Origin of the sequence: Achromobacter spanius, assembly GCF_002966795.1 — a bacterium.
GTDB classification, from domain to species: Bacteria; Pseudomonadota; Gammaproteobacteria; order Burkholderiales; family Burkholderiaceae_B; genus Achromobacter; species Achromobacter spanius_D.
In genome coordinates, this window is sequence record NZ_CP023270.1 from 3,156,823 (window position 1) to 3,180,611 (window position 23,789).

18 protein-coding genes and 2 pseudogenes are annotated in these 23,789 nt (G+C 55.9%); 5 read left to right on the plus strand and 15 right to left on the minus strand.

Features of this window, described 5'->3' with window-relative positions:
* Window positions 1-245: 245 nt before the first annotated feature.
* On the minus strand, window positions 246-2,321 hold the full coding sequence (locus CLM73_RS14115; protein WP_063957281.1) for an ATP-binding protein: 2,076 nt from the start codon (window positions 2,319-2,321) through the stop codon (window positions 246-248).
* Entirely contained in the window at window positions 2,318-3,679 is a 1,362-nt protein-coding gene (locus CLM73_RS14120; RefSeq protein ID WP_105238959.1) for an SIR2 family protein, read from the minus strand. Before CLM73_RS14120 ends, CLM73_RS14115 begins: the two co-directional genes overlap by 4 nt.
* 354 nt (window positions 3,680-4,033) lie before the next feature.
* Between CLM73_RS14120 and CLM73_RS14125 the strand changes: the two genes are divergently transcribed.
* Together CLM73_RS14125 and CLM73_RS28940 are read left to right on the plus strand one after the other, a co-directional pair.
* The gene (locus CLM73_RS14125) at window positions 4,034-6,760 is read left to right on the plus strand and encodes an RNA-binding domain-containing protein (RefSeq protein WP_158685861.1); all 2,727 of its coding nucleotides are present in this window, start codon (window positions 4,034-4,036) and stop codon (window positions 6,758-6,760) included.
* 54 nt (window positions 6,761-6,814) lie between these two features.
* The gene (locus CLM73_RS28940; RefSeq protein WP_158685862.1) at window positions 6,815-7,528 is read left to right on the plus strand and encodes a hypothetical protein; all 714 of its coding nucleotides are present in this window, start codon (window positions 6,815-6,817) and stop codon (window positions 7,526-7,528) included.
* A gap of 292 nt (window positions 7,529-7,820) precedes the next feature.
* On the opposite strand, the gene CLM73_RS14130 is transcribed toward CLM73_RS28940, so the two are convergent.
* A protein-coding gene (locus CLM73_RS14130) for an IS3 family transposase (protein WP_418904920.1) occupies window positions 7,821-8,941 on the minus strand; the annotation gives its coding sequence in 2 pieces (ribosomal slippage) (window positions 7,821-8,692 and window positions 8,692-8,941; 1,122 coding nt in all).
* Here CLM73_RS14130 and CLM73_RS14135 point away from each other — a divergent pair.
* A pseudogene (locus CLM73_RS14135) lies at window positions 8,941-9,540 on the plus strand (IS3 family transposase); the annotation flags it as partial. The gene CLM73_RS14130 and the pseudogene CLM73_RS14135 overlap by 1 nt on opposite strands.
* A gap of 93 nt (window positions 9,541-9,633) precedes the next feature.
* Here the strand turns inward: CLM73_RS14135 and CLM73_RS14140 are convergent.
* From CLM73_RS14140 to CLM73_RS14155, 4 genes are read right to left on the minus strand one after another with little or no spacing between them, the layout of a single operon-like run.
* Window positions 9,634-10,308, minus strand: a complete 675-nt coding sequence (locus tag CLM73_RS14140) for a hypothetical protein (RefSeq protein ID WP_105238963.1) — start codon at window positions 10,306-10,308, stop codon at window positions 9,634-9,636.
* Entirely contained in the window at window positions 10,305-10,865 is a 561-nt protein-coding gene (locus tag CLM73_RS29405; RefSeq protein ID WP_105238964.1) for a 2OG-Fe(II) oxygenase, read from the minus strand. The genes CLM73_RS14140 and CLM73_RS29405 overlap by 4 nt, the downstream gene beginning before the upstream one ends.
* Window positions 10,866-10,873: 8 nt before the next feature.
* A complete protein-coding gene (locus CLM73_RS14150) occupies window positions 10,874-11,491 on the minus strand; it encodes a hypothetical protein (protein ID WP_158685865.1) in 618 nt (205 codons plus the stop codon).
* Window positions 11,415-12,500, minus strand: a complete 1,086-nt coding sequence (locus CLM73_RS14155) for a radical SAM protein (RefSeq protein WP_105238966.1) — start codon at window positions 12,498-12,500, stop codon at window positions 11,415-11,417. The genes CLM73_RS14150 and CLM73_RS14155 overlap by 77 nt, the downstream gene beginning before the upstream one ends.
* A 71-nt stretch (window positions 12,501-12,571) precedes the next feature.
* Between CLM73_RS14155 and CLM73_RS14165 the strand changes: the two genes are divergently transcribed.
* A protein-coding gene (locus CLM73_RS14165; protein ID WP_418904920.1) for an IS3 family transposase occupies window positions 12,572-13,692 on the plus strand; the annotation gives its coding sequence in 2 pieces (ribosomal slippage) (window positions 12,572-12,821 and window positions 12,821-13,692; 1,122 coding nt in all).
* 38 nt (window positions 13,693-13,730) lie between these two features.
* Entirely contained in the window at window positions 13,731-14,591 is an 861-nt protein-coding gene (locus CLM73_RS28945; RefSeq protein WP_158685866.1) for a hypothetical protein, read from the plus strand.
* 597 nt (window positions 14,592-15,188) lie between these two features.
* Here the strand turns inward: CLM73_RS28945 and CLM73_RS14170 are convergent.
* The 8 genes and pseudogenes from CLM73_RS14170 to CLM73_RS14200 form a co-directional block, all read right to left on the minus strand.
* Complete coding sequence (locus tag CLM73_RS14170) at window positions 15,189-16,145, minus strand: DUF1214 domain-containing protein (protein ID WP_199778142.1); 957 nt, start codon at window positions 16,143-16,145, stop codon at window positions 15,189-15,191.
* Between the two features lie 91 nt (window positions 16,146-16,236).
* A complete protein-coding gene (locus tag CLM73_RS14175; RefSeq protein ID WP_234015619.1) occupies window positions 16,237-17,199 on the minus strand; it encodes a DUF1214 domain-containing protein in 963 nt (320 codons plus the stop codon).
* Window positions 17,120-17,671 carry a DUF1254 domain-containing protein gene (locus CLM73_RS29410; protein ID WP_418904914.1) on the minus strand — a complete coding sequence of 184 codons (552 nt, stop codon included), beginning with the start codon at window positions 17,669-17,671 and terminating at the stop codon, window positions 17,120-17,122. The genes CLM73_RS14175 and CLM73_RS29410 overlap by 80 nt, the downstream gene beginning before the upstream one ends.
* 48 nt (window positions 17,672-17,719) lie before the next feature.
* Window positions 17,720-19,045 carry a DUF1214 domain-containing protein gene (locus tag CLM73_RS14180; RefSeq protein ID WP_105238968.1) on the minus strand — a complete coding sequence of 442 codons (1,326 nt, stop codon included), beginning with the start codon at window positions 19,043-19,045 and terminating at the stop codon, window positions 17,720-17,722.
* 100 nt (window positions 19,046-19,145) lie between these two features.
* Window positions 19,146-19,289 (minus strand): annotated as a pseudogene (locus CLM73_RS14185) (formylglycine-generating enzyme family protein); the annotation flags it as partial.
* Window positions 19,290-19,795: 506 nt separating this feature from the next.
* Window positions 19,796-21,265 carry a DUF1254 domain-containing protein gene (locus CLM73_RS14190; RefSeq protein WP_234015620.1) on the minus strand — a complete coding sequence of 490 codons (1,470 nt, stop codon included), beginning with the start codon at window positions 21,263-21,265 and terminating at the stop codon, window positions 19,796-19,798.
* Between the two features lie 695 nt (window positions 21,266-21,960).
* On the minus strand, window positions 21,961-22,944 hold the full coding sequence (locus tag CLM73_RS14195; protein WP_234015621.1) for a hypothetical protein: 984 nt from the start codon (window positions 22,942-22,944) through the stop codon (window positions 21,961-21,963).
* Window positions 22,945-22,953: 9 nt separating this feature from the next.
* Window positions 22,954-23,736, minus strand: a complete 783-nt coding sequence (locus tag CLM73_RS14200; protein ID WP_105241524.1) for a hypothetical protein — start codon at window positions 23,734-23,736, stop codon at window positions 22,954-22,956.
* Between the last annotated feature and the right edge of the window lie 53 nt (window positions 23,737-23,789).

The following is a 23,789-nucleotide window of genomic DNA, read 5'->3' on the forward strand; positions in this document are numbered from 1 at the left end:
AGGCCTCGATGTATTGGAACGAGGAAAGCGCGGGATGGCGCCGATTGCCTGCGCGCAGTTCATAGACTACACCTTAAAGGCCGGGAAATCACCGACGACGTCGAACTCGATTTCATTCACTCTCGAATTGGTAGTCCTTATTTCGCCACTTTGAAAGACTCAGATTCGTCAGAGCGTATCCATAAGCAAATCGGCTACTTATCTAGTTTGAGAGGGGCAGCCCCAGTCGCTCAGCGGCAAGGTGGTTAGCCGACTTGCTGCCAGTCATCCGCAACCGTTTTCCAGTCCACCTTGCGCTCGACCACCCTTCCCTCGCTGTCCTTCCCTGACCACACTGCCCAAAAATCGGGATCGTCCGATTTCGGCCGGTGTTGTTCGGGCAGCGCATTCATCTGCACCATTACCGGTAGCTCCGATGCCCAGCCAAGTAGGATGGCGTGACGAGAGGGCAGCGAGGGCAAGTCGCGCAGCAGGCCGCGCAAATTGTCGGGCACAAGCTTGTGCACCAACTCCTGGTCACGGTCATTGCTGATACGGTGCAACAAATAGCTGTTGCATTGAGATAGCACAGTAGGCGACAACTCGCTCGGGCGCTGCGAGGATAGCACCAGCCCCAACCCGAACTTGCGGCCTTCACGGGCAATCTTCTCGAACACCTGACAGCAGATAGCGGCTGAGTTCTGGTTTTCCGCATCGTCGTGGTAACGCTTAATGAAGGTGTGCGCCTCTTCCATCACCAGCACTGTAGGCAAAGTCTTGCCTTGATGTAGCTTGCGATAGCGCTGCAGCGCCTCCAGGGTCATACGAGCAATCACGGCGGTGATGATGTGTACAACCTCAGCAGGCACCAGCGAGAGATCAATGACGGTCACTGATCCACCGGATGCCCGGTTGTCGCCGATAAAGTTGCATAACCAGTCGTCCAGCGTGAGTTCTTGGGCGGCTCCCGAAACGATCTTCATACGGCTGTCCGACAGCAGGGTGCGAATACGCATCTGCATGGTCTCGACGTACTCAGAAACACCAAGCAGCTCAGCCGTAGCTTCCACGCTTCGTAGAAGCTGATCGCCGGTGAAGGGGCGTGGAACATCAGCGTCAATGGGCAGGATGTCAGTGTCACTGCCGCCGAAGGTAGCGTGAGCGGACTGGACCAGCAACAACAGTTCGTCGATTTCGCCTCGGGTGAACTCGTAGGTCGGGTATTGACCGCCGCGAGCATTGATCAATGTGGTGAGGTTGTCCCGCAGCGCACCAAGCTCGACCTTTTCGTCGACAGTGAACGTGTCTTGATCGGCTAATCCTTCCTGCCACTTTTTAAGTTTCTCCAAGAAATTCTTGGGATGTGGAAACCTAGCCCACGGGCTGCCAGCGTTGCGCTCCAATTGCAGGATACTGACCAAGGTACGCAGATAGCGGCGCATTTCGTGGCTGGGCGTAACCACAATAGCGCCGAATACGCCGTCACGAACCGACCGCAGCGCCTGCACGAGGGTTGGCCGTTGGGTCTTGGCGCTGGCTTGCGTAAATGCCGTCCATTCGGCACTGTTCCAGAACCACAGCGGGATCTGCAATTGCCCCACGCCTTCGCTGGGCTCGACAGCAAACACTCGCACCTTGCTCATATCGTGGAAGGTATTGCCGTACTCACCGTTGGGGTCGAGCACGATGAACCGGGCATTGGGGTCCATATCGCCACGGGCTTTACGGGCTTCGTCTATCGACCAACGGATCAAGCCCGCAACCGAGCAGGATTTGCCGCTGCCGGTATTGCCCAGCACCGCGAGATGGCGGCCAAACAGGCGGTCTGGGTCAATCCTGACCTCGGCATTGGCGGCCAGCGGGCTGGTGCCGATCAGCACATGGCGGTTGTCTCCGGACTCGACGATGGCGCGTAGCTGGTTTTGCGTGGGTAGCAGGACCGCATCGCCGACAGTGGGGTAGCTTTCGACGCCGCGCCGGAAACGATAAACGTCATTACGTTTGGCATCTTTGCTTTCATAGGCCAACACCCCCAGCGGGTTGAGGCTCATCTTACGCAGGGGATAGGGCAAGTCCACTAGGCCGAAGTCCTGCATACCCTTGCGTTTGGGATACTGTGAGCGCTCGATGGTTATCCACTCGACCTGTGCGACCAGATGCCCATCGTCGCTTGGTATCAGGACATAACCATTAATACGTGGGAATGGGCGGGGCGTGCCAGTGTTAAGCGCCACACCGTCGGGTGCCTCGATGTCAAGCAGCACCTTGATCTCATCGGGAGATACAAAGTCGATAGTGCCAATACGCAATGAGTCAGCATAGGCCAAGGGTGATAGGCTCATACTAGGTCGCTTCCCTCAGTAACATCAGCTCCATCCGCTAGACGCTTGACTGGCTGCGGCTCCGCGCCCAGACGCTGTTTGAGCAATTCGCTCATGCGGAAGGTGGTTTTGTCGATAGCTGGCTTAGGTAGGTAGTGCTCGGTCAAGGAGGTCAGGTCTGCCAATACAGGCCCAATCAACAGGCTGATTTGGGAAGGCCGGCCCAATTCCTGATAGGTCTGCATGATGCGGTCGAGCGGGTCGTCATAAGAAATCACCACCAGATGCGTCGAAGGGATGGTGAGCATGTCGCGGATAACACGATTGATATGCTCATCGCCAAAGCTGTAGCCGTAGGTCACCAGCGTGCTATTCGGTCGACACACCGCAGCCGCAAGGTCGCGGAACAACTCCACATAGGGGTAGTCAGCTGTTTCTCGGTCTTTGGCAGCATTGGGGTAGACCATCAACTCATGCGCGGTGGCTTCGCTCAAGCCCGGCACCTGCAAATAGGGTTCAACGCTGGCAGCCCCAAATGGCAATCCGATGCGACGTATGTCTTTGCCCGTTTGAACCCAGTCTACTGAGCCGTGCAGCTTGGTATAGCGCGCCACGCCTTCCAGATAGCGCGGCTCACCACGAATACCGGGCGGGTTGTAATGCATGTCCAGATCCAGCCGAGACGACCGGAAGATGGGCATCAGCTTGCCTAGGAACCGGTCGAGAAGGTGAAGCCCGGCGAGCTCGGCACCCGCCTCAATCAGACGGTCGTAGTTGGTGGTGAAAATGTTCAGCCGGTCTCGCACCCCAGTGCGGCTGGCAAAGCTCATCAGGAACGTGACAAGGGTATTGAACGCCTGCTCGCGCTTCTCTTGGTTGGCAGTGGCAATCCCCGCTTCACTTGCTAGGATCGATTGAGCAAAATCCAGCATGCCAGTTTGCAATTCTTCGCGGAGCGCCTGAGCCTCGTCACTTTTCTGGAGGATTTCCAGACCACGTAATAGCTCATTCGCAACGCGCAGTTGGTCTTCCAGATTGCCCTTCCGCCGACCTGCCTCCACTGCCGCATGCCTGGCGGCTTCAGTGATCTCGTCCTCGTATTGGCTAAGTGCCAGACTTCCCATGCCCGCAGCGCCTTTTCCGGCCGCCAGGAAATGCACGGCGTGGGTGAGCCCCGAGCCAGCGAGCAGCGAGAGGTGCTCTGACTGAAATAAGGACGTCAGCCAAGGCTCAATGCGGTTGCGCAGCTCCTTATGACCGAATTGTTCACAGTTTAGCCAAGAAGCTTGAGAGCCAACTCGCAATTTGAATGATTCACCATCCACCGTGAAAGACAGTGGCATAGGATCGTCGCGAGTCTTGAGCGTATTGGCCGACATTGTTTCTCCCTATAAACAGAGTTATGTTAGTTCAGTGAAAAGCGGCCATTTGTGATCGAACTCTAGTGGCGGAAATTGACCGATATCGATGCGCGTCCGCGACCAAAATTGGTACATCACTTCGACCAGCCCAACTCCCATTCAATGAAATTTCAGGAGTGTGCAGAGGTGAATAAATTCGGCGATATCAAGTCGACCAACTGAATTTGGCGCCCCTCATTCATACGCGATGCAACATGGCTGGAACGATGTATCTATTTAGCACAAAATATGTTAAAAGCCAATTTAATCGTCCGCAACTAGCCTTATGGAGGCCCTTTTAACAGGCATCTCGATATGAAAATAAGAAAAGTGATGAAAAAATCCAAGGTCTCGGAACTAGTCGCAGAAATATTCCAAGGAGACATAAGAACTTCGCCATTTCGGCCAGGCGAAATTTCTGATGTTCGAACAGCAACAGATGTAACCTCTCCAAAGCCCTTAGCGGATACCGGGATGTCTTATGACTGGAATGTCACTGATCTACGGAAAAAGATTGCTGAGTTTAGTAGTCAAGGTAAGCTATCTACAGAATTATTAAGGGTGATTTGCATCGATGGCTTGTGTGCGCCCATCGAGTGTGAGCTTCTAGATTATAAAGAGGATATAGATACAAGCACCTACGGAAAAGGGAAATTGGTCCTCAGAATTGTGAGCTTCTACAATTCCTATGGTGGCTACCTTATATTCGGTGTTCAAGAGACTGAGCCAGAAAGCAAGTTCGATGTCATCGGCATAGATCCCGAAAAACTGGATGTTGAGGCTCTAAAGGCGTCGGTGAAAGCGTACACTGGAGAGCGGATCCAAATAACAGCTCTTTCTTTTACGGAATACGACTCCAAGAAGCAGCCCAAAACAGTTTTGGTGTTGCACATCCCACAACGGGGACATGGAATTCCGCCTTTGCATTTTATCAAGGATGGCCCAGGCAACGATCAGAAAAAACCCTTGTTTATCAAGGACTCTGTCTATTGCCGAGTTGCCGACGAATGCATCGAAGCGAGAGGTCCAAAAATATTGGCTTTAAACTCGGAAAGGCGAATTCCTTACCTTTCTGACGGCGAAGTTCCCCTACCCCCTCAGTTTCGAATAAATCGACTTCCCCACAATCTACCCGACCGGAATTTCATCTGCGCGCGTTTTGTCGGACGCGATGCTATTCTCAACTCATTGTGGCGCTGGCTAGGTGACGATCTTTCTCACATGAAGGTCTTGGCGGGTGAAGGGGGACTTGGAAAATCCAGTATTGCCTATGAGTTCGTGGAACGAGTGTCGGAGAACCCAGGGGCCCCATTTGAGCAGGTTGTCTGGCTAACCGCAAAAGAGAAACAGTTTAGAGCCTTCGAGGATGAGTACGTAAACGTTCCGGAGCGTCATTTTACAAGCTATGAGCAATTGCTTCTCGCAATTTGCGACAAACTACCTTACACCTCAACTGAGCTTATGGGAGCCACGCTTTCCGAATTGAAGAGAATGGTGAAAGCCGGCCTGGCCGAGACTCCATCTTTAATAGTGGTGGACGATGTGGACTCTTTAAGCCCAGACGAGCAGAAACAGGTTTTGGAACTTGGAGGATTTATTGCGGCGAGTGATTCAAGGCTAATTTTCACCACGCGCTTTAATCAAAGTGTGTCTAACGACAATGTCATAAAACTTGATGGGCTTAACGCCGCTGATGAGTTTCCACAGTATCTCCAAAGCCTTCGAGAGCGAATTTCTTTCCCCGAACTGTCGGCTGCAAATATAGCCAAAATTCATGAAGTAAGCGGTGGCAGTCCGCTATTTGCGGAGTCTGTCGTCCGACTTTTACGTTGGCACTCGCCGAATGATGCAATAACGCAATGGCAGGGGGAGCGCGGTACCGCCGTCCGGGACGCCGCGCTTCGGCGCGAAGTTGAATCGCTTTCAATGGAGGCAAAGCGAATTCTCTTAACTGTGGCAAAGCTGGGAGAAGCATCGGTAGTGGAGCTCTCAGAACTGCTTGGTTACCACGGTGAGTTAGTCGAGCGTAGCCTGGTCGAGTTGGAGGCCCTATTTTTGGTCGCCGCTCCGGCACTAGCATCTATCCGTCGGTTTAGGGTTCCCGACAATACGCGTCGTTTGGTCATTGACCGCGCCTCCGATCTAATTACCGACAAGGCCAGATTAGAACGAGAGATTACGGAGTTTCGAAAACGAAGTGATCGATCTCCGACGCGTGATGCAAGGGTAGCGGCAGCGATATCACAAGCAGCAGCGCTCGTTCGTATAAATGACATTAAAACCGCAATGTCGACGATCAAAGATGCACGTCGGCGAACGCAGAATCACTTTGATCTAATCAGCTATCAGGCCACTCTTCATTTAAAGGAAAATCCACGTCATCCTGATGATGCTCGTCGACTGGCTCGTGAGGCGTACGTCGCCGGCTGCCGGAAAGATGAGGTTTTTTCATGTTGGTTTGAGGCTGAATGGGAGGTCGGGCATTATATCGGGGCCCTCGAAGCAGCGGAAGCCGCTCTTGAATGTAGAGCATCTGGAGCAATGGACTGGATGGTTCGAAAATCCGCCGCTCTTGCTAGTCGGGCTGGAGATTACGCAAAATCGAACGCATTTAGCACTGCAGTTAAAGTAATGTTTGAGGCCAGCAGCACATTGCGAGATATCATCTCCAAATCACGGGAAGACGGGGTTGTGGAATGGGAAGAGCAACAATCTAGGCAACACGATCAGATTTGGATCTGGGCCAACCTTGATGCTACTGGCTTGGTGAAAGCTCGAGGACAACTTGACACTCTTGAGAAGTTCTGGAAACTAGGCGACTTTAGAATAAATAATTTGCGTCGCGTCTTATCTGTGATGGATGGCGTGTATGCATCCCTGAATAAATCTGTCGGCAAATTGACAAGCTCCCAGCGCGACTTGGTCGCAGTTATTGCTCGAAAGGTCGAGGAAATTTACGACAGAAGATGCAAGGCATTTCCCGCGGATTCCCGACATATAATAATTCGAGAGAAATTGGATTCAATTACTTCAAAAGTCGACTTAGCACAGGGCTCATAAGTTCCTTGATAACTATGACTATGGTGGAAAACGACAACGTTGTACTTCGCTTAAATGACCAACTCCCAAAACATACTCAATAACGTACTCATCTCCAACAAGGACGCAGTTTCCATCCATCTAGATGCGTTGGATAACTTACTTTCCCGTTCGACGCCTCGTGTGCCGGAAGCCGTTCTCGCCAGCATCTCGCTTCGATTTCTAGCAGACGGTTCATTGAATCGCGTCGCCCATGCGGAGAATCTGAATTTGATTGTGCAAGCTCCTGATTTAACAGGCATCCCGTACGACAGCGCGCTACTGTTTGCCTGCGGTGGATACTCATTAGGTCAGATGAGCGTCTGTCCTCACTACACCTACCGCCAACCAGGACTGCACAGCCCATTTCGTCCACAATTCGAAGCCGAGCTCGCGGCGTCGCCAAAGGAACACCGGCTTAAAGAATACAAACTCAAGGAATTCTGGCGCCTTCCATGCTTAGCGCTTTGCGGCCGAATCCTCGACCGAGAGACCATCGCTCGATACGTTGCGAACAAATGTGGCGGGGCGCACCACTCGGTTGAGACGAAGGGCTTTGACGAGATCGACCTGCTGTTGACACAGTTAGGCCACGTGCTGCGACTGAACGGCGACGACATCTCCGTCACATTCCTCGAAACGTTGGGTACAGCGTCATTCCTGCTCAAGTCGCCAACCGTTATTACATTGCGGGAACGACTGAGATCACCGGATGCCAAAGCGCTCACCAACCTACCCAGACCTACCTAAATTATCCACGCCGCCCAGTTCGGCGCCTGCGAACATGCAGTTAAATGGCGAACTCCACACAAGTGGTAGGTTTTCTTAGCGGTAGTAGAGCAAGATCTTTTTGAATCGCCCCGAGTTTCCTAGACACCAAGTTTTCTCACAATTGAGGCGATTGACGTGCCCCCGAAATATCCGTACAGATCAAAACTAGAGTCAAGGTTGCTTGAGCCGCTTCAATACTTCAATCGCTAGGAGATCACGATGTTGTCGGTAGACGAATTCACTGTAGGCACCATTTGACCTGCACCCAGATTTAGTACGGCACCGACATGGAGTCCAGGGGTAAAAGACCTTTTTGCTGATGCGCCAGCACGAATTGCGCCGGGGTTAAATATCCGAGCGCACTGTGGGGCCGATCGGTGTTGTACTCGACCCGCCAGTTTTCGATCAAGTTTTTGGCCTGTCGCAAGGACAAGAACCAGTGCTCGTTAAGGCATTCGTCGCGGAACTTGCCGTTGAAACTTTCGATATAAGCGTTCTCCACCGGCTTGCCCGGCCGAATAAACGACAGCTTTACGCCGGCTTGGTAGGCCCAGGCATCCAAGGCTCTTCCTGCGAACTCCGGCCCGTTGTCCACGGTAATAGACCGCGGCAGCCCACGCATTTCAGCCAGCCGTTGCAGCACCGTGGCAACACGCACTCCCGGCAACGACGTATCGACCTCGATTGCCAGGCATTCGCGAGTGTAGTCATCGACGATATTCAAACAACGGAACCGGCGGCCATAGGCCAGGCCGTCGGCCACAAAGTCCATCGACCAACTTTGATTCGGCGCGGTCGCCGCTGGGCGAACCACGCGCTCGATCGCCGCGAGGCGCTTACGCTTGCGTTTGCGCACGCTCAACCCTGCCAGGCTGTACAGCCGCCAGACACGTTTGTGATTTGCTTGCCAGCCTTCGCGACGTAAGAGCACGTGGATCCTCCGATAGCCGTAGCGTCGTTTGGCCACTGCCATCTCTTTCATGCGCTCGGTCAGCGCAGCATCGCCCGTGCGCGTGCTCTCGTAGGCAAACAGCGACCGCGAAATTCCTACCAGCCCGCAGGCCCGGGTAACACCCATGCTGCGCGCGGTCATCAATGTCCTGACCGCCTCGCGCTTAGCCTGCGGGCTGACTACTTTCGGCTTAGCAGATCCTGAAGCGCCGCCTTGTCCAGCATCGACTCGGCCAACAGCTTCTTGAGCCTGTTGTTCTCCTGCTCCAACTCCTTGAGCCGTTGAGCGTCCGACACCGTCATACCACCGAACTTCGCCTTCCAGTTGTAGTACGTTGCCTCGGCGATACCGTGCTTGCGGCACAATTCTGCGGGCTTTACTCCTGCATCGGCCTCCTTGAGCACGCCGATGATTTGTTCTTCCGTGAATCGTTTCTTCATTGCCATTCCTTTGGGAACGGACTCTACATCGATTTCGTACTAATCACGGGGTGCAGGTCAGTATCAGGCCGCGCAAGAGCCTGGTGCGCCAAGCGCCCGAGCCGCTGACCGTGCCAAACCAGCTCAACCATGTATGGTCGATGGACGTCATGCACGATCAGTTGGCCGATGGCCGAAGCATCCGATTGTTCAACTTGATCGATGATTTCAATCGAGAGGCGCTGGGCATCGAAATCGACTTCTCGCTGCCGTCCGAGCTCGTGATCCGATCCTTGAAGCAGATTATCGGTTGGCGGGGCAAGCCGCTGGCGATACGCTGCGACAACGGACCGGAATATCTAAGCGCCGCTATTACCGCGTGGGCTGGGCAATGGGGTATCAAGCTCGAATACATCCAGCCGGGCTGGCCACAGAAAAATGCCTATGTCGAGCGATTCAACAGGACCGTGCGCTACGAGTGGCTATCTCAGTACCACTGGGAAGACCTGGATCACGTGCAGCGCGCCGCGACCGAATGGATGTGGTCCTACAATCACGAACGTCCGAATATGGCACTGGGCGGCTTCACCCCCAAACCGCGGCTAGCCATGGCCGCATAGCGTTCCTGCTTCTGGCAATCGCTAAGAATGGGGGGATAACCGTAGCTCATTGCAGCCCGATCACGACGCTGTCCAAGAAACCCAAGCGGATCACTAGTCGGGCCACCTGCCAACGCGGCTGATCGAGAAGAACGGTGCGACCTCTACCTTTGCGCCAAGCAAATCCTCCACCAGACGTCTTTCGAAACTCAACTCATCTGCTGCTATCGCACCTCGACCTTTCGTCGCGTTGTCAATAACTTCGAGCGCTTCATCTCCTTTGCCTTGAGTGAGGAGCACATGCGCCTTGACTCGAATGCTGAGAGATTCCACCTTTGTTGCCAATGCCGCGTCGACTGTCGATGCGGCGGCATCGATCTTTCCTTGGGCAAGCTGGATCGCAGAATAGAGGGCAAGGAAGGAAACCTTTTGCTTGAGCAAAGGAGCCTGATGCATGCCGGTCAAATCAGTCGCCACGGCCAGCTTTATCCAAGCCTCTGCATTTACAAAGTCGTCCAATCGCCAATAACACATAGCCAATTGGGCTGCCACACGTGCCTCGGGCCGAAGTTGGTAAGCAGTAGACAGAAACCCAACGGCCGCGTCGTATTCCCGAACCTCATAGGCGGCAACACCAACGTGCCATGATTGCTCGAACGGCTCGACCGCCTTGTCGCTATCGCGCAAATTTTTCTTCGCGAATTTGGCTGCGGCCTCGAGAATGTCGGCCGCCGCCTTCACGCGCTCGAGATCCGACACTCTATGCATCCCCTCTCCGGCATTGATCATATCTCCTCCTTGTTGACGAAACTAACCAAAGTTCTCCTCTCGCCGAATGTACTCGCAGTGACACGATGAAGTAACCCAGAGTCAAAGGCGAGCGCATCGCCAGGGGCGAGTGCGAACGAGAGCGTCTGACGAGACCACAGTCCCCCATGAACGCCCATCAATTCGAGCCTTCCACCGCGATCATCCTGCGACGATTGAAGCCCGATGACCAACGACAGTACGCGCCTAATTGTGTCTCCGGCACCACGATCTCTGTGAGGCGCAAAGAAATCTCCCGCTGTGTAGACATTGCAGTTCCATACAGTTGGAGAACAACCGCGGATCTGAAAGTCGTGCATCACATCATTGAGCCATGACCTCAATCTATCGTTGACCTCACGCGTGGCATCTACGCTCAATTTTCCAGACTTAGATCGTCGCTCGTACAAATCCGTGGTCACCTGGTCATCGAAATTCATTACCCGACTGGTCTCGACAGGGACGTCACACAGCAGACGAAGGGCTGAAATATCGCATGGCGAAAAACGCTGCGCGTAGAATTTCCAGGTTCTCAGCATAGAGCGATTCACTCGCAGGCGACAATAACGTCTTCGACGATGCGTGCAGCATCTTTCAGATCAAAGTCCCGAATGATCATCACGTGGGGCCCTACCGCTAGCTCTTCCAGGGACTGATTCCAAGCGTGCATGAATTCCACGAACATGCTCCGAGCAAACTCCATTGGAATCGAACCTTGATGATAGGCCTCCATAGCGCCTTTCAGACGTTCGCCCCGGTACAGACGATCCAGCCCACACTCGAAAAATGTTGGTTTGCCAGCGCGATTGACTATCCGGTCGAAGCACACGGCAGGATCCGCCAACAACAACACTACAAGATCGGGCTGGGGAAAGTGGTCAAGTAGAATTCGCCAGGCATGTTGAGGACCGCCCCGAAGTCGAATCGATGTTGCGGATGAGTAGACATACCGGTCCCAAATTCGTATCTGACCCGGCTCTTCTCTAGCATCAGAATACTCCATTTGAAGGTCCGCGTAATGCAGGCCACAGAGAGTTTCAGGCGTCATAGCTCCCGCATCGTTCATTGCGCTTGCAGCAGCACGAAGTTCAGCCCGCTTGAAGAGTGAAGACTCGATAGGATCTCTTCCTAAGGTCTTGAATCGATCGATCAAAAGACTTGTCAAGGAGCTCTTCCCTGAGCCATCGATTCCTTCGATAGCTATGATTTTTCTCAATTCGTTCCCCGTACAGACTGATGAGTATCGATCGCACTGCGGCGATGCCAACTTCACTTAACGGTATATCCAGGAGGTTACAAATTGCTCGGCGATCGGTTCGACAACGACTCAGAGTGCCAGTGTGATCGACAAAATAGGCGTACATACCGGTATCGCAAGGATAGTATGCACAGGAGGCACACGATTGAGTAAATAGCGTTTCAGTCGGACTCTTGTCGAGCAAATGAACCGTCGCGCCGTCATCGGTACGCCACACTTCCTCCGTGACTCCACTGCCTACGTTATGCAGGCCCCGCAGGGCATATCCAAGATCGCGAATCGTCTGGCGTGCTGTGAAGATACCTGTGTAGATGTTCTCATGCGCGCGGAATACATCATCCACCGTATCAAACACCGTTTGAAACTTTATGCCAACGTTTCGCTCCCGGGCAAATCGGACCATTTCCGAAATCTGAGGTCCGAAGTTGGTTTCCCGGGTTAGGACGCAATTGATTCGAGAGCTGATACCTTCCTCTCTCATGGTAGTCAACAGTCGATCGATTCGTGCGGGAGCACCTGGCCGGCCGCCACGCCTTGAAACCACCTCGCTCACAGAATCCAAGCTCGCTATAACTGTTAGGCGTTCAGCCGCGCCGGCCAGCTTGACTATCGTTGGGATTCGAAAGCCATTGGTGTTCAAGTGAACGCGAAGCGATGTGTGGCCGAGAAGGAGATTAAGCACCACGTCGATGTCCTTGCGAAGCGTTGGTTCGCCACCCGTAATGTTCACTTGCGAGCAGCCGCACCGCTCGAACAGTTGTGCGATTCGCAAGATGTTCATCGCACTTAGCGGCTTTTTTGTATTACTTGCACTTCCATCGCCACCTGGCCGACAATAGTCACATTCATAGTCGCAGCCCCAGGTCACTGCAATACGGACTTTGCGCAGCAATGGCGTTTGCTCTTGTGGTCTCATCTCTTTTCCCTTGACCTGCACCCCGTGATTAGTACGAAATCGATGTAGAGTCCGTTCCCAAAGGAATGGCAATGAAGAAACGATTCACGGAAGAACAAATCATCGGCGTGCTCAAGGAGGCCGATGCAGGAGTAAAGCCCGCAGAATTGTGCCGCAAGCACGGTATCGCCGAGGCAACGTACTACAACTGGAAGGCGAAGTTCGGTGGTATGACGGTGTCGGACGCTCAACGGCTCAAGGAGTTGGAGCAGGAGAACAACAGGCTCAAGAAGCTGTTGGCCGAGTCGATGCTGGACAAGGCGGCGCTTCAGGATCTGCTAAGCCGAAAGTAGTCAGCCCGCAGGCTAAGCGCGAGGCGGTCAGGACATTGATGACCGCGCGCAGCATGGGTGTTACCCGGGCCTGCGGGCTGGTAGGAATTTCGCGGTCGCTGTTTGCCTACGAGAGCACGCGCACGGGCGATGCTGCGCTGACCGAGCGCATGAAAGAGATGGCAGTGGCCAAACGACGCTACGGCTATCGGAGGATCCACGTGCTCTTACGTCGCGAAGGCTGGCAAGCAAATCACAAACGTGTCTGGCGGCTGTACAGCCTGGCAGGGTTGAGCGTGCGCAAACGCAAGCGTAAGCGCCTCGCGGCGATCGAGCGCGTGGTTCGCCCAGCGGCGACCGCGCCGAATCAAAGTTGGTCGATGGACTTTGTGGCCGACGGCCTGGCCTATGGCCGCCGGTTCCGTTGTTTGAATATCGTCGATGACTACACTCGCGAATGCCTGGCAATCGAGGTCGATACGTCGTTGCCGGGAGTGCGTGTTGCCACGGTGCTGCAACGGCTGGCTGAAATGCGTGGGCTGCCGCGGTCTATTACCGTGGACAACGGGCCGGAGTTCGCAGGAAGAGCCTTGGATGCCTGGGCCTACCAAGCCGGCGTAAAGCTGTCGTTTATTCGGCCGGGCAAGCCGGTGGAGAACGCTTATATCGAAAGTTTCAACGGCAAGTTCCGCGACGAATGCCTTAACGAGCACTGGTTCTTGTCCTTGCGACAGGCCAAAAACTTGATCGAAAACTGGCGGGTCGAGTACAACACCGATCGGCCCCACAGTGCGCTCGGATATTTAACCCCGGCGCAATTCGTGCTGGCGCATCAGCAAAAAGGTCTTTTACCCCTGGACTCCATGTCGGTGCCGTACTAAATCTGGGTGCAGGTCACCCTTACAAGATGAATCGACAAATGAAGTTCAATGAACATTGGGTCGTCGAAGGCGGAAGCCGCGCCCTTAATGCAAGTACGGTAACATCGGATAGAGATATATTTATCGTATTTGAGGGAAACACACTCGACCCAGATTTAAAGCAGGGACTCCTCCGGCATTTCAGCCTTTTAGATATCGAGGCCCGCAGCGCGAGTTTGCTTCGAGAAGCCTTGCAGACAATCGAGCACGGTGAACTTAGTCTCCAACAGGGCTTGCCGGCGGCAGATTATTGGACTTTACGCTTTGTGAGTCGACTGTGCCTCGGTAGAACGTTGGTTCCATGGGTTTCGATTCAAGCGGAAACTGCTCACGCCCGAGAATCTCTGCGCCGGGCGCTGCTTGCGTATCATTCGACCTTGTACCTGAACTGTTACCAGGATGTCTATGGTCTATTTGAGGGATTCCGAGTCGACGAAGCGGCACTCATGGCTGGAGACTTGATTTCAAGATGCATCATGGTCGCTAATCTTCATTTTGAACTTTGTGATCCCGCCACCAAATGGGCATTGATCCAAGCTCGACGAGTTCAAAACGTTACGACTTTAGCTGCGTCCGAGGCCTTAGTCCGGGCATGCAGGACGGGGGCGTCCCTTGAGGGCAACGGTTTACTTCTTGCCTGCAACAAATTGGTTGCCCACGCAATAACTAGCACGACTGCATCTTCCCTCGCGGTGCCAATGTGGGCTCACGCGGAAGGCGTTGCATCTTTCAAGCTACCAGCTTGCTTTTGCATTTCCGGTTTCCCTTCCTTTGCAGGCGCTATCAACGTCATTGATCGAAGTTCACGCTACCTGACATTGCGTGAACTGCGAGAGTTGGCGAATTCCGGAATCTTGTAGATGTTGACGTGCTCACGCGCCAGCCTTCTATGCGCCGAACGTGGAGGCCGATTACGAAGGCTACATATAGCTAGCCCCGCCACGCAGCTTGTTCTTGAACGCTTGACGAGTCCTCATTCTACGATCGACGCAAGCTCGAGGCAACATAACAAGTTCGGCTTGCTCGGCCTGAGAAGATGAGGTCATGCACGCCTCTACGAGCCTCATTCTTGGAGATCTTGCACGTCAACGCTTTTAGTGATCATTGTCTCGAACGTTGGGACAGGCCGGCTGACCTATCTGCAAGTTCGTAACTATTTCGATTCTTGCCCAGTGATCTTGACCGGTCACGCAACAGCACATGAGGAGCCGCCGGCGGAAACTCCGGAAACGTGTTTCGTGGTGTTGCTCTATGGTCGCAACACTTAAGCATTAATCACCGACGCAACAGCATTGGAGAGCGGGCTGTGGATAACTTCGCCCCCCCCCCCGCCCCCGGTCGAGACAAACGAATCAATTTCGAAGAGAAGGATTACCGCAACGTCACTCCCTACTTACCAAGAATGCGCAATTCATCTGTGGCGAGGCGGAGGATCCTCCTGCCGCCTCATGCCGGCCTCAATTGACCGGTTTGGCGTCGGGAAATTTCCAGCTGCCATCCAAGATCGGCTTCTGCGGTTTGTACAGACGCACCGTGTAGTTCCATCCTGGCACGATTGGCAGGCAGTTATTCGAATGTTGGCCGCAATCGCCAAAGTAGATCGTGTAGGAACCGTCACCCGCGGGGGTTGCGGTTACGTTGTTGAGCGAATACGCGTTTTGATCGTTCTTGGCAAAGAAGCCTTTTCCGTCATAGACACTGATTGACCAAAAGCCATCGACGGGAACGTCCTTCACCGTCAACGCGTATGGCGTCTTGCCGTCGTTTTTTGCCGGACTGTTGCCGACGTAGACGGCAGCCGATGGAGGATTGCCGCCCCAACCTACTGCCGCCCCGATCAAGTGATCAATGGGATCGACATCAGCCTGGTTGCCAAACATGCGTGGCGTGTTGCCGAGCGACCCCAACGTCTCAAGGGCATCTCGCGCCTTGGTTTGCGTGACGGGATCCCATTCAGGCAACTCGAGCTTGCCCATCGAGGTTTGGGTCATCTTGATGGCGTCTTGTGCCTGGTTGGCCAACGCAACATCGGCAGCATTGTTAGGGTCTGCAAATGTTCGGACGATCACATAGGCGTAGCGGGTGCCGACGTTCGCTTGTGTGTATTCGAACCGGCCCGGCCCATAGACGACTTCAGGAACGTAATGGTCCTGGGATATCACTTGCAGCGACATAAAGCGCTTTGCTGCGTCCGGCATTTCGATCACCAGGGGGCTGGCTTGAAGGTCAAAAACGCCCATGGAATAAAGCGTGTCCCGATTCATGCGCACCACGTCCTGCTTGTCGATGGAGGCAGGCGTCCGCACATGCGTCAACTTTCCCAAGCCGTCGGCCGACTCGACCCCTCGCTTGATGTACATGTCGGTCTCGGCGCGCACGAAATTGTGGACGTTGACGGCTTGCGGAGCGCTCACGGCTGTGGCCCCTATGCCACTAAGCATCAATCCTGCAAATACACGGTCGACTATCACTACCATTGGGGACGCTCCTGAATGAGAGAATTGGTCACTGCAACACGAAATCGCCAGGTTTCCAGCTTTTATCGAACGCCGCCGCTTCCGGACCGTAAATCCGAATATACGCAAACCAACCCTGGCCCGGATTCGTTTTGATCCATCGATTCTCCTGGCCAGCAGGCGCCTTGGGGCCGAAATGCAGTGTGAGCGGCTTGGTTTGATCGGCGTCCTTCAGCTCGAATAGCGAACGCAGAGCCGCTTTATCTTGCGTCGTCTGAACCTGCGAACGGGTCTTGCTGTCGTAGACCGTGACCGACCAGAACAACTTGCCGGGCACCGGCTGCGGCACCGTCAGGGTGTATTGTTTGCCGCCATCCAGATACGCGCCCTTGGCGTCGCGGGCGCCCAGCCAATACAGCGAACCTGCCCCAGGATCCCGGCGGAACATGGCGGGCGATGTGACGATGGCTTGAGCGAACCAACGGTCGCGGGCGTCGAGGTCAATTCCTGCCTGCGTTTCGAACTGAGCGCTACCAGGCACCAAACCGGCCCACTCCCACTGGCGGTCCGTCCACGCCTTGCGGTCCGGGCGGTCACTATCAAAGGCGGTGACCAGCATCTGGTCGCGACCTTGCCGCGCAGCCTGCGTCAGGGTCTCGCGAAGTTTCAGGTCCGGCTTGAAGGACTTGCCCTTTTCGATGCCGAGTTCTTCCAGCAGTCCATACATCGTGCGTTTGCTCGGATCCAATGGCTCCTCTTGGATGATCCGGTCCAGCACTTGCCAGAACTGAAAATTGTCCTCCCACTTGAGCGATGAGCTGTCGAGCTTCATTTGCGTGGTGTCCACTACCGTCAGCGGTGTATCCGGCTGTCCGTCGGCGCCGAGCGTGTAGATCTTCACCGCCCGCAGCGCTTCCAACGCCTTCGAAAGGTCACCGCCCGCCGGAAGTGCCCGGATGGCGAGCAGGTTCTTCAGTGACGGGGATTTGCCTACGTGGTAACCGGCGGGCACAGGTCCCGTGTATCCGGGCGGTAGCACGATATGTTTGCCCCCCCTTCCCTGCGTCCGGTCCAGGGAGGCCCAAGTCCTGGACCCAGCCCTGGTTGTGGTCGTTGACCAGGCCGATAAACGCACCCGGCGGCAGATCTATCACCATGGGACCCCGTGTGAGGTCCAGCACCGCTGACCCATACGGCGTGTCGGAGTTCAGTGTGAACCCGACTTGGCGCGGGCCAGTGGCGGCGATGCCCCATTGCTTGCCATCGGCGATACCTGCCGCTCGGTTACCGTTGAAGATGCCTTCCATCGATACCGTCGGGTACCAGAAGCGATAGGCCACTACGGCGCGTTGCAGGGTCTGGTCAGCGCGCGACTGCTGCGAGGTTGAAGGTGTGGGATAGCCCCGCTCAAAACGGTATGCGGGCTCATGGGCGTTCGCGGTGGCAACGCATGTCATGGCAAGCAAAGCAGCGCGGAAAATCATGGATGCTCCTTATGTCGATCAAGCGATTCGGTTTGAACCCATTTAGCCTTAAAGCTTGGTGACGGGTGGAGGCGCCCAGGCCCCTCTCTTGACCTCGTCCTTGGGAACGTAGGCGCGGAAGGTAAGTGAAAAAGGCTTGTCCGGCGGAGACGGAAGCCAGTTCGATTCCGCAACGCCGGCCACAACCTTTGGTCCAATTGCAATCTTCAGAGATCCGTCCGGCTCTCTTTTCAAATCGGAATCGCTGTTGAAGTTGTAGCGCTTCAAATCGTTGCTCACGACTCGATAGTCTGGAACGCCGACCAGAATTACGGACCAATAGGCATCGACGACCGATTGCGGCAGCTTGTCGGCCGTGAAATGGAGCACATAGCTGTTGGATCCGTTCAACGGCTTCTCGTCGGCATCGCGAGTGGCCACAAAGTAGACGACCTCATCGACCGTATTCGCCCAAATGCCTGCATAGTTGAGGACAGTTCGAAGCCGGAAGTCGCTTCCGTAGTTGCCCGTCTGGCCTCCCCCGACCCAATGGTTGCGGTAGGGTGCGCTTTTGGTGAACGCGTATTCGATGAATCGCGGGATGACCGTTACACGCAGCAGCTTGTCCACGGCCGCGCGCGCCTGCGGCGACGATGCCGCATAGCTCGCGACGGCACGCACCTGTTGCTGCATCCGCGCCGCCACGGGCGAGACGTCGAACGCACTATCCAGCTTGGAATCGACGTCGTCGAAGATTTCCGCGCCGATCAGGTCCTTATTGCCGAATGCCGGCAGAAACGGGGGGGCCGCAATCACGGGATTGCCAAGCGCGGCCGCCTTGAACTCCTTCTGCAGCTTTACCGCACCTTCCGGATCGCCTTTGAGTTCGACCCGACCAAGCATCTTCGCCTTGCGCGAGTGCAGCTCGATGCGGGCCACTCCCGCCGGCAGGCTTCCCTGCCAGCCCGGCGCGACCAAAGCAAACTGGCCGAAGGGTTTCGAGGGAAAGGTGCGCTCGTTGATGTTAGCGATGACCTCGCCCCATTCGTCGAGAATCTGTGCGGTGTAGTAGCGGTCCTTTATCTCAGGCACGGTCAACAAGACCGGTGTCCGCTCGTCGACGGCGAACCACGCCTCAAGATAGGCCACGTCGAAGTTCGGATTGACGAAATCCGCGGATCCGAGCGGGTTGTACTTGATCTGGTTATAGGCAAACCCGGCGCCGCCACGGTCTACATGCTCTTGCCGAATCACCAAGACCCGGCCAAGCAGGTACAGGTATGCCTGCTCGATCGAATTGTCGTCAGGGGGAACCGGCGAAGCCATCGTCCATTGCGCGGGAATGGCGGCCGCAACAGGTAGACATGCGAGCAACTTGCGGCGGATCAGATTCATCAAATTCTCCCTTCAGAGTTTTGTACTTACCGTCGACCTTGGCCGGATCGGGCATGGCTTCCAGCAGCACAGGCCGTCGGAAAGCGATGGTCCGCCAGCGCTAGCGGCTGGCCACCCCTCGCTCGCGCGCCTGCGCCACCTTCCATTGTTCGGGTGTCATCACCGTACGGAAACCGAGGTGCGACATGCCGTTCATCGGATCCGTGCCGCGACGGGCACTGGTGCGATAGCTGATGCAATAGGTGATTCTTTGCCATCCGGGCCGGTTCAGAAACGCTCTCTTCATGGCACTTTCCTCATGCACGATGTGACGGGAACTGCTGAACTGTTGACCCACGCAAATGATGCTGAACCGGACGTCTTTGGACTCTGCGCAGGTGTCCATGACGCCCGAAAGAACAGACCCGGGTGAACGCTTACCCGACCAGCTCGAAATCTTGCAGGGTGAACGTCGTCTCGTTCAGTGGTTCCGTTGGGTGAGGATCCAGTTGTTCTCACAGCCATCAGGGGCTGACGGACCGACGTAGAGCGTTACGCCACCGTCGGCATTTTTTTATCCCGTGGGTACCCCTGGACGGCAAGACGACCGCTGTGGACGCGGAGGCCGTGGCGGACAGAACTCCAGCACGGCAAACTCGGAGCGGGTGACCTCCCGACGCGAAACTTGCAACCTCTCACCAAAGCATTCAAGCCTCGTAGCCGCATAAACACTGCTAGCCAGCCGAGGCAACACATCGCATCACTGCGCGGTCATTTACTTCGCCTCAGGTCCGGAATTTTCCACTTCCCGCTCAAGATGTCGTCGTTGGGTTGATACATGCGCAAGATTAGGTAAAACGGACCGGCGGGCGCGGGCAGCCAGTTCGCGGCGTTCTCGCCGGCTGGCTCCTGATGCTGGATGCGGATAGTCATGGAGCCGTCCTTGTCTTTGACCAGCCCTTCGGTATCAGACCCCACCTTGTAGCGCTCTATCTTGTTGGCAACGAGCATCTTGTCGTCGGCGTTGTACATGGTCAGCGACCAGAAGGCGTTAACCGGCGGCAGTGTTTCGAAGGTCAACGTGTACTCGTTGCCGCCGGTCAGCGGCTTGCCTTCGCTGTCGGTGTAGCGGATGGGATACATCGCTTCCTTTTCGCCGTTGCCCCCGAGATACGGACCGGCCACGACGGCGCGCAGCGGATAGTTGTAGCCAAAACTATCCAGTCCGGTAACCCAGTCCCAACCGCTGCGCTTGGAGCTGGTGCTGGCAAGCGAGGCCACTGCCACAGACGGCGCATCTTCCAGCCCGCGGATCATTCCTTTGCGCACGGCAGGGTTCAGCTTGGACGGGTCAAAGCCAGATTTGGTCAGCCCTATCCTTTCGAATTGCGCGAACAGCGCTTCGTCTTCGACACGGACGGGGTTGGCCTTCACGGCCTGACCGAGGTGGGTCAGGAAGCCGAGATCGTCCGCATCGATGGCTGGCAATGGCGCCAGCGGCTTCTGATCTACACGAAAACCGGACTTCCCGGCTGCGCTCAATGGCGCGAGTTCGAATCCGCTCTGCAGCGCCTTCAGTTGTTCGGGCTTTTCCCCCGGTACGACGCGCAGGCGGCCCCAGAGCCAAATCTTGTCGGTACTGACATCCAGGCGCTTTGCACCGGCGGGCAGATCGCCCTTCCAACCCGGGGGCACCAGCGCGAATGTACCCGCCTTGGTGCCAGTGGCCCGTCGTCCAATGTAGTGCTGAAGCTCCTGGTACATGTTGAACACGTCGATCACGTAGTAGCGATCATGCGTATCCGGCACGGTGAGGATCCACGGCTCCGTCAGCTGCACGACCGCGCTCATGTAGTAGGTGTCGTTGTTGGCAGTCGGCATGTCCTTGGCTACCGGGGAAGCCAGCTCGGTTGCCCAACCGATGGTATTCATGGGCGCGCGATAACTCGTGGCCGGCTTCGGCGATGGAACGTCGGTGTATTCGCGCATGGCCCGTTCCATGCGCACCAGCGGATAGCCCCAGGTATAGGCAGAAACCGCCAGTTGATAGCCGTCGACTTCCATGCCCTTTTCCACCACATCGGGTGTGCCAGGCGTTGACAGAAGTTTGTCTGGAAAGGGAGCGGCCAACGACACGTTGACGCTTGCGAAAAATGACGCGCAGACCCATCCTGCCATCACCCCGTGGCGCAGGACAATCGCGGAAAGTCTGGCGGCGCAATGATGGAAGCCAGTGCTCATGCATGCTCCTGAAAACCTTGCTTGATCGGCTCACCTCCGAAACGGCAGCGTGACGGCAAGGCGGTCGTCCCCGTTGAAGGCGTGCGTAACAGCGTGAGGGTCTTAAATGCCACGGAGGGCTGCAAGAAGGCGAAAGACACCACCAGGGCATTGAAAGACTCTATCTGCAACCAATGTCCCCGTAAATGGGAATATCCATCAGTTCATCAACTATTCATGTGCACTCAGCCGCTGTCTTGCCCTGCGGCGCATTCCCCGGCAACCCTTCGTCTTCGGGAGAATGTTTCAAAAGCCAACCGCCAGCCCGACGAAAAGGCCCGAACATTCTGGCCAAACACATACCTGACCACCACACGAGTGCGAGATGCATCGCTCTGATCGATGCCGATAGTTCTATCCGCACGCGACACGCAAGGAGGGTCGACGGTCATGAAAGATTCCACGGTGTTGCGTCGCCCACTACATCAAGCGCGACGACGACGCCTGGTGCGTCCGTGCAACACCTCCGAGTACATCTGCAATTGAGCGGCACGCTGAGCGAATGACTACCAATCTCTAGTCCTTTAACGGCGGACCACCACCTTCATGGCCTACCGGTCGGCCATAAAGTTGTGTGACGGATCACGCCCCGCCCCGTGGCAATTCGGAAAAAGAACGACCAAATTCATGTCTGTGGACTGCTGATCCGCTGATCGTCAAAAGCTGACCGCCAGACCAACAGAAAAGCCGGACACGTTGTTGCCGAATACATACCGCCCGACCAGGCGGGTACGCGTAATGAATACGTCGTAGGCGCTGGAGTCCAGTTCCAGACCTGCACCCACTGACGTCAGCCGATCAAAGCCCAGAATCCCTTTCTGGTCGCCCAGGAATTCCGAGTGCGTCAGTTCCAGGACATATCGCAGCGGGCGTTGCAGTAGCACCACGCCGGTGGGCGCCCGATAGCGGGCCCATAGATTCGCGGACTGCGCGACCGCGCTGCCGCTGACCGCGGCGGAACTGTCGAAGCTTTTCAAGCGAATGTCGGAATAGCGCAGCTCGACATCGACCTCGTAGCCCGGCCGGTAATGTTCATAATCCAGCATGATCGAGCCGCCCAGCCCGTAGGCGTTCAGCGATCCCCGGTCCAGGAAGTCGATGTCCCGCCCTGTGCGTTGCCCCACGTACCAGCTGGCCGCGCGCAGATCGCTGGTGACATTGCCCAGGGCGATATTGAAGATGGGGCGAAGTTTCAACTCATCCGTGAGTTTGAAGTCCCAGCCGATTCCCCCCGTGGCCGAGACGCTGTTCCATTTGGTCGGAATGCTCCGGGTTTCGGCGCCTTGCGTTGCCACGAATGTGGGATCGTACCGGCTGCCCGCCAGCACGCCTTCCAGATAGACGGGAAACGAATCCGAAATCGTGTCCCCTCCTCCCAGCTGCGTCATGAAGAATTCAGTCGATCCCGACGTCGAGCCGCCGCCGCCGGTGATGTTGAGAGAGCTGGTGGTGATGTCCGGCACGATCGAGAACGACATCAAGGCGAGCACGCCATTTGCCCGCTTCTGCAGGTCGTCCTGCGTCAGACGCAGACCTTCCTGGCCAAACGCAAGGCCAGGAACAACGGCAAGCGCCGCCAGCGTGCATGCGCCAACGCCGCCCGTGGCCCGGTGGCGCGAAGCTTCGGATCCACTAGGCATACGCACCTCCTATTTGACGGCGGCGGGCGGATCGACCATCGATTGCCGCTGCGCAATCAGCAGCGCGTCGCTCTGGTCGATCCGTATGGTGCCGATGCGCGGGAATTCAAAGTCGATGATGATGTAGAGCGCCGCCGTCATGACGACGGCATACACGATCCGGTGGATCAGCGTGTCGCGGTTGGACGACGCCAGGTTCAGGCCGACCAGCACCGCCGCCACCAGCGCAAGAAACCCCAGGAAGGCATAGGTGGCAATCGGCGGATGCACCTTCTGCGCGACCGTTTGGGCGGATGCCACATCGAACATTTCATTGACCGCGCCGGCGTAAGACGCGGCAAATGGCGGAATGCTGCTTCTGGCCGCCTGCATGGATGCCGCCCAGATCTCCGTCTGCATCGCCGCCACCTTTGCGGCCACCGCGTCGCGATGCTCAAGGTCCGCGACATTACGGTAATAGTCGATACGCCCATCCACGTACCGGCGGAACTGCTCTCGCAAGGCGGGCTGCTGGCTTGCATCCAGCATATCAATGCGTAGCCAGGCGGTTCCGATCGCGTTGACTTCCTGGACCAGAAGATCGCGACGGTCCGCCATGCGCTGGGCCGCGCCGGAAAAGGTGAATGCCACCAACAGCCCCAGGAGGGCAAAGACTGAGCCTTCGATGATGGAGGCGCCCGATCCGCCTTTGGCGTCCGTGCCGGCACCAAGCCATTTACCGATCTGCATGGCGATCAGGAGCAGCACGAAGAATCCCAATGCCAAACCCGCAAGAACCAAGGAGTAATTCACTGCGGCACCCATTGTTTTGCACATCGTTGACGGAAATACTGCCGAGCGCTAGC